The organism is Flavobacterium sp., assembly GCF_025352015.1.
Taxonomy (GTDB): domain Bacteria; phylum Bacteroidota; class Bacteroidia; order Flavobacteriales; family Flavobacteriaceae; genus Flavobacterium.
Window position 1 is genome coordinate 1 of sequence record NZ_JANXUG010000019.1, and the last position, 4,794, is coordinate 4,794.

Annotated in this window: 5 protein-coding genes and 1 other RNA gene; 5 read left to right on the top strand and 1 reads right to left on the bottom strand. The window is 38.1% G+C overall.

The features are described 5' to 3' along the window. From Q0Q96_RS02400 to ssrA, 5 genes are all read left to right on the top strand, one after another. On the top strand, window positions 1–946 hold a 946-nt coding region (locus Q0Q96_RS02400), incomplete at its 5' end, for a carbon-nitrogen hydrolase family protein (RefSeq protein ID WP_293871295.1). A 15-nt stretch (window positions 947–961) separates the two neighbouring features. Further along, on the top strand, window positions 962–2,068 hold the full coding sequence (locus Q0Q96_RS02405; RefSeq protein WP_293871298.1) for a cupin domain-containing protein: 1,107 nt from the start codon (window positions 962–964) through the stop codon (window positions 2,066–2,068). A gap of 103 nt (window positions 2,069–2,171) precedes the next feature. Further along, window positions 2,172–3,080, top strand: coding sequence for a fumarylacetoacetate hydrolase family protein (locus Q0Q96_RS02410; RefSeq protein ID WP_293871301.1), 909 nt, complete (start codon window positions 2,172–2,174; stop codon window positions 3,078–3,080). 101 nt (window positions 3,081–3,181) lie between these two features. After that, entirely contained in the window at window positions 3,182–3,931 is a 750-nt protein-coding gene (locus Q0Q96_RS02415; protein ID WP_293871304.1) for an Asp/Glu racemase, read from the top strand. Between the two features lie 267 nt (window positions 3,932–4,198). Further along, window positions 4,199–4,597, top strand: a transfer-messenger RNA (tmRNA) gene (gene ssrA / locus Q0Q96_RS02420). A gap of 40 nt (window positions 4,598–4,637) precedes the next feature. On the opposite strand, the gene Q0Q96_RS02425 is transcribed toward ssrA, so the two are convergent. Then, window positions 4,638–4,794 (bottom strand): T9SS type B sorting domain-containing protein (locus Q0Q96_RS02425; RefSeq protein WP_293871306.1); only part of this gene is annotated, 157 nt, incomplete at its 5' end.

Here is a 4,794-nt window from a genome sequence, read left to right on the forward strand (position 1 = left end):
AACTTCACCAGTTTTTCTCAACGTAGAAAAAACAATAGAAAAAGCGATTTCTTTTGTAAAAGAAGCAACTTCAAACGGGGCCAATCTTGTTGCATTTCCCGAAGTATTCGTCGCTGGTTATCCTTATTGGAACTGGATAATGACACCTGTTCAAGGAAGCAAATGGTATGAAGAATTATATAAGTCATCCGTAAAAGTTGATGATGCGGTCATGCAGCCATTGTTTGAAGCAGCAAAAAATCATAATTGCCACATCGTTATCGGAATCAACGAACGCGGCGATAGCTATGGTGAAATCTACAACACTAATTTAATTATTGACAATCACGGAAAACTAATTGGCAAACACAGAAAATTAGTACCAACCTGGGCAGAAAAACTAACCTGGACAAGTGGTGACGGTTCATCACTAAAAGTTTACAATACCGAAATTGGTCCAATCGGGACTTTGGCTTGTGGCGAAAATACAAATACATTGGCACGTTTCACTTTGCTGTCACAAGGCGAATTGATTCATATTGCAAATTACATTTCACTTCCTGTCGCTCCACCAGATTATGATATGGCAGAAGCTATAAAGATTCGTGCAGCCGCACATTCATTCGAAGGAAAATTGTTTACAATAGTTTCGTGTTCAACAATTTCAAAAGAAATTATGGACGCTTTGAAACCTGATGTGCCAAATGTAGAAAAATTACTGACCAGAAAGAACTCTGCTTTCTCCGGAATCATTGGCCCAAATGGTGCCGTAGTTGGACAACCATTAATAGACGATGAAGGAATTGTTTACGCCGATATTGATTTGGAAAAATGCATCCAACCCAAGCAAATGCACGATATACTTGGACATTATAACCGCTTTGATATTTTTGATTTAAGAGTAAATACAGCTCCGACAAGAAAAATTACGTTTATTGATAATCATGAAGAGTTTAACAAAAGATAATTCTATACCGGAAATATGGAAACAAACAACTATACAGACGACCAAATAGGAAGAGCCAGAGTTCAGGATTCACCCGAATTAATAGCTTACTATAAGGAATTGGAAACACTTGGAGCTGGTGCCTTATGGACAATCGCCAACGATATTGAACCTTGGGAACCACGAAGTTCTTCTGTTCCAATGTTATGGAAATATGAGAATTTACGAGATTTAGTTTTAAAATCATCCGAATTGGTAACTCCGGAACAAGCCGGACGGAGAGTAGTTTATTTGGTAAACGACAAACGAAAAGATGTTTCTGCAGCAGTTGGCTGGTTATACACCGGAATTCAGGTTACGCGTCCCGGCGAAAGCACTTCGGCACATAGGCACAAAGCTTCGGCATTGCGTTTCATAATGGAAGGTGAAGGCGGTTACACGGTTGTCGATGGTAATAAAATCACTTTTGAAGTCAATGATTTTGTAATTACACCGAATTCAACCTGGCACGAACACGGAGTTGATGCCAATGGAAAAACCTGTATTTGGCAGGATGGTTTAGATATTCCGTTAGTTAATGCTTTGGAAGCCAATGATTATGCTGTCTTTGACGGAAAGCAACCTTTGATAAACGGGGTCAATTTTTCTCCAATAACGTATGGATGTGCAGGATTAATTCCAGCTGATAAAACTTGGGACAAACCGTATTCTTCTTTGTTTAAATACTCATGGAAATTAGTTTATCCCGCATTAGTAGAAGCTTTGAAAGTAAACGAAGTAAATCCTATTGATGGTATCTTGATGCAATATTCCAACCCGTCAACCGGCGGTCATGTAATGCAAACGATGAGCGCATCGATGCAATTGTTACCAGCTGGTTTTAAAGGAAAAGCGCATAAACATACAGGGTCATTTGTGTACCAATGTGCCAAAGGAAAAGGCTATTCTATCATCAACGGAAAACGTTTTCAGTGGGCAGCTCGAGATATTTTCTGCGTTCCATCTTGGGCTTGGCACGAACATCATAACGCTTCAGAAACTGAAGATGCCTGTTTGTTTTCGTTCAACGATTTGCCTGTTATAGAAAAATTGGGATTGTATCAGGAAAGAGAAATGGAAGAAAATAATGGACATCAGTTATAGAAAATAGAATAAAGAAAATAGATAATAGACTTAATTATTTTACAAATAAAACTTTGCGAACCTAGCGTAAAACTTTGCGATCTTTGCGGTTAAATACAAACATATGAAACTACTTACCTACAAAACAGCCGACACCGAACCTCGTTTAGGCTTCATCCACAACAATCAGGTCATAGATATGGAAGATTTTGGCGAAATATCTAATTTTCCATTGCCTTCAACGATGTTGGAACTGATTGATATGGGATTTGAATTGGTGGAAGAACTCAATAATATGGTTGCTGAAACCGAATTAGTTTTTTTCGAAGAAATAGGTTATGACCTGAACGAGGTTACGTTCCTTGCTCCTATTCCGAAACCAAGAAAAAATATCATCGGAATTGGACTAAACTATACCGAACACGTTGCAGAAAGTGCACGAACATTAGACACAACAGGAAAGCTGCCGCAAAAGCCAATCATCTTTTCAAAACCGCCAACAACTGTTACGGCAACCAATACTGATATTATTAAAAACACTAAACTTACTTCGCAATTAGACTGGGAAGTAGAACTGGCTGTTGTTATTGGCAAAAAAGGGAAATATGTTTCAAAAGCCGATGCGATAGATTATGTGTTTGGCTATACCGTTATCAATGATGTTTCGGCTCGCGACTGTCGTCGTGAAGGGCAATGGATTGTTTCTAAAGGGCAGGACACGTTTGCACCAATGGGACCCTATTTAGTGACTAAAGACGAAATCGAAAACCCACACAATTTGAATTTGTCCTTGAAAGTAAACGGTGTTGAAAAACAAAATTCGAATACTAAATTTTTATTATTCAACATCAACGATTTGATTGAAGATTTGAGCACGATTTTCACTTTGGAACCAGGCGACATTATAGCGACAGGAACTCCGTCTGGAGTTGGTGCTGGTAGAAATCCTCAAGAATGGTTATACGATGGCGATGTGATTGAAGCTACGGTGGAAGGAATTGGAACGATTGTGAATACGGTTAAGGAGATTTAATGCGTTAGGGATTGGAGCAAGTACCGTGTACTGCGGAAAGCCCGGCCTCGTTTTTAAACGAGGCAACGCCCAAAAGAGATACTGAACTAAATTCAGCATAAATGAGAAAGTATAAAATAGGACAAATTGTTCCATCATCAAACGTGACTATGGAAACCGAAATCCCTGCGATTTTTAGGGCAAGGGAAAGTATATTGCCGGAGCGTTTTACGTTTCACAGCAGCCGCATGCGTATGAAGAAAGTAACCAAGGAAGAACTCGAAGCCATGGATGCAATGAGTTTGAAATGCGCTCAAGAGCTTTCTGATGCACATGTAGATGTTATGGGTTATGCGTGTTTGGTAGCAATTATGAGTATGGGAAGAGGCTATCATTGTGTTTCGGAAGTGAACCTGCATCAGGAAACTATTGCCAACGATTTCCCCACGCCTATTGTGACTTCGGCTGGTGCTTTGATTAATGGTTTGAAAGTTTTGGGAGCAAACCAAGTCTCAATTATAACGCCATACATGCGTCCGTTAACCGATATGGTCGTCGATTATATAGAACATCAAGGCATCAAAGTAAAAGAAAGTATTGCACTTGAAATTGCTGATAACTTGGAAGTAGCTGCTCAAAACCCTATGAATTTGCTTGATATTTATAAACAATTGGATTTAACAGATGTGGATGTTTTGGTAGTTTCAGCATGTGTACAAATGCCGTCACTGGAAGCAATTGACTTAATTCAAGCTGAAATTGGGATTCCGGTAACTTCTGCTGCAGTTTGCACCACCTATGAAATGATGAAAAAATTAGGTATTAAAGCCAAATCAGGCATTGGAGGAGAATTATTAACCGGAAAGTATTAAATAAATTATGCAAGTTTTCGACCAGATTATATAACGCAAATAGTGATTACTTTTAGAATATTTGTATCAATACTAAATTTGAAAATTTACATTTATGAATGGATTAATCAAAACACTAATAGCAGGCGTAACTGCGAAAAAACTTGGTGGAGGATGCCTATCAGTAATCATAATTTTTGTAATTATTTATTGGTTACTTGGTAAATTCTAATATTTTACTTTATTTTTGCACGATTACTTTATATTTATTTGTAAAATAATGAAATTGGGGTCGACTGGTTTTGACAGCAAGTCTAATTGAACTGTAAGCACGTCGAGCATTGTGTTTTTTGCTCGTAAATCCAAATTCACAAAAACATAAACGGCGAAGGAAACTACGCTCTTGCTGCATAATCTGAATTAAAGTAAGATTGGCCTAGTTCCTATAAGATAGGAAAGCAGGATTTACCTCGATAGCTTTGGTTTGTGGCGGTCGATATAGGTGAATCGTAAAAATAAACCTAAGAACAGTAAGGTTTCGGAACTGTTACGAAAAACATAGAAGATAAGTATTATGTGGATGTTTCTGTCCTAGCATAATATCGAAAATTCAATCAGAAAATAAGCGTGTAGAACCCTTTTTAGTTGCTTGTTTGGACCCGAGTTCGATTCTCGGCGACTCCACTAAATCATAAAAAAACCACTCAAGTTGAGTGGTTTTTTTATGTTAACGTTTCATGGCAAAATGGGCTCTAAATTGTTTGGTTTGGTTTTGTTCTACATAATCAACAGTAAACCAGTAATCGTCTGATGGCATTTGATGTCCGTTGTACGTGCCATCCCATCCTTGTCCTGTGGAACTTATTTGTTTTAATAGTTTACCA

Excerpts from the sequence above, each read along its gene's own strand:
- Q0Q96_RS02410 (WP_293871301.1), top strand. The coding sequence starts at position 2,172 with ATGAAACTACTTACCTACAAAACAGCCGACACCGAACCTCGTTTAGGC.
- Q0Q96_RS02405 (WP_293871298.1), top strand. The coding sequence starts at position 962 with ATGGAAACAAACAACTATACAGACGACCAAATAGGAAGAGCCAGAGTT.
- Q0Q96_RS02415 (WP_293871304.1), top strand. The coding sequence starts at position 3,182 with ATGAGAAAGTATAAAATAGGACAAATTGTTCCATCATCAAACGTGACT.